Raw genomic sequence first — 1281 nt, 5'->3', positions numbered from 1 at the left:
GGCGCGCAGCAGTGGCTGGATCAGGTGGTGACGGGGCCGATGACGGCCGGTGCGGTTGAAGAGGTGATGCGCGGGATCAAGAAGGCCTTGATCGAGCGGGCGCTGCAGGCGGAGCTGAGCCATCATCTGGGCTACGCCGAGGGCGAAGCGAAGCCCGAGGCAAGTGCCAATCAGCGCAACGGCACGAGCGGCAAGACGGTGCTCACCGACGATGGACCGCTGCGCATCGATGTGCCGCGGGATCGGGCCGGGCAGTTCGAGCCACAGCTGATCGGCAAGCACGAACGGCGCTTCACGGGGTTCGACGACAAGATCATCGCGATGTACGCCCGAGGGATGAGCGTACGGGAGATCCAGGCCTATCTGCTGCAGATGTACCACACGGACGTTTCGGCGGACTTCATCAGTCAGGTCACCGATGCGGTGATGGACGAAGTGCGAGAGTGGCAGAGTCGGCCGCTCGAGGCGGTGTATCCGGTGGTGTTCTTCGATGCGCTGCGGGTCAAGATCCGCGAAGATGCCGTGGTGCGCAACAAGGCGGTGTATCTGGCGCTGGGTATCCGGGCTGACGGTAGCCGGGACGTCCTCGGTCTGTGGATCGAGAGCACGGAAGGGGCCAAGTTCTGGCTGAAGGTCTTCAATGACTTGAAGGTACGCGGTTGCAACGACATCCTGATTGCCGTCACTGATGGCTTGAAGGGGATGGCTGAGGCGCTGGAAGTAGCCTTTCCTCAGACCACGCAGCAGACCTGCATCGTGCATCTGCTGCGCAACAGCATGGCTTACGCCAGCCACAAAGACCGTAAGGCGCTGGCCGAGGCCCTTAAGCCGATCTACCAGGCGGTCAGTGCCGAAACAGCCGAAGCCGCGCTGGAGGCGTTTGCCCAAGGTGAATGGGGGCGGCGTTTCCCGACGATCGTGAGCGCCTGGCGTCGGGTCTGGGATCAGGTGATTCCGTTCTTCGCCTTTCCCCCGGAAGTCCGCCGGGTGATCTACACCACCAATGCCATCGAAAGCCTCAATGCCCGCGTGCGCAAGATCATCAAGACACGGGGGCACTTCCCGACGGACGAGGCCGCGACCAAGCTGATCTGGCTGGCGCTACGCAATGCTACGGACGACTGGAAGAGCTCGATCAAATACTGGAAAACAGCGATGAACCAGTTCGCAATCCTCTACGAGGAACGGTTTATTCCGGCAGTGACAAAATGAAGACCGCCGCGCCTGCTCAACCATGGCTGAGCAGGTGCATGAAGCGCCTCAAACACAAAATTCCTGACA

The 1281-nt window shown here is 61.4% G+C and carries 1 protein-coding gene; it reads left to right on the top strand.

Features of this window, described 5'->3' with window-relative positions:
* On the top strand, positions 1–1212 hold a 1212-nt coding region (locus B4920_RS25740; RefSeq protein WP_079437589.1), incomplete at its 5' end, for an IS256 family transposase.
* Positions 1213–1281 lie beyond the last annotated feature (69 nt).

Source organism: Zoogloea sp. LCSB751 (genome assembly GCF_002028455.1).
Lineage (GTDB): Bacteria > Pseudomonadota > Gammaproteobacteria > Burkholderiales > Rhodocyclaceae > Zoogloea.
This window is presented reverse-complemented; position numbering and strand designations above follow the sequence as displayed.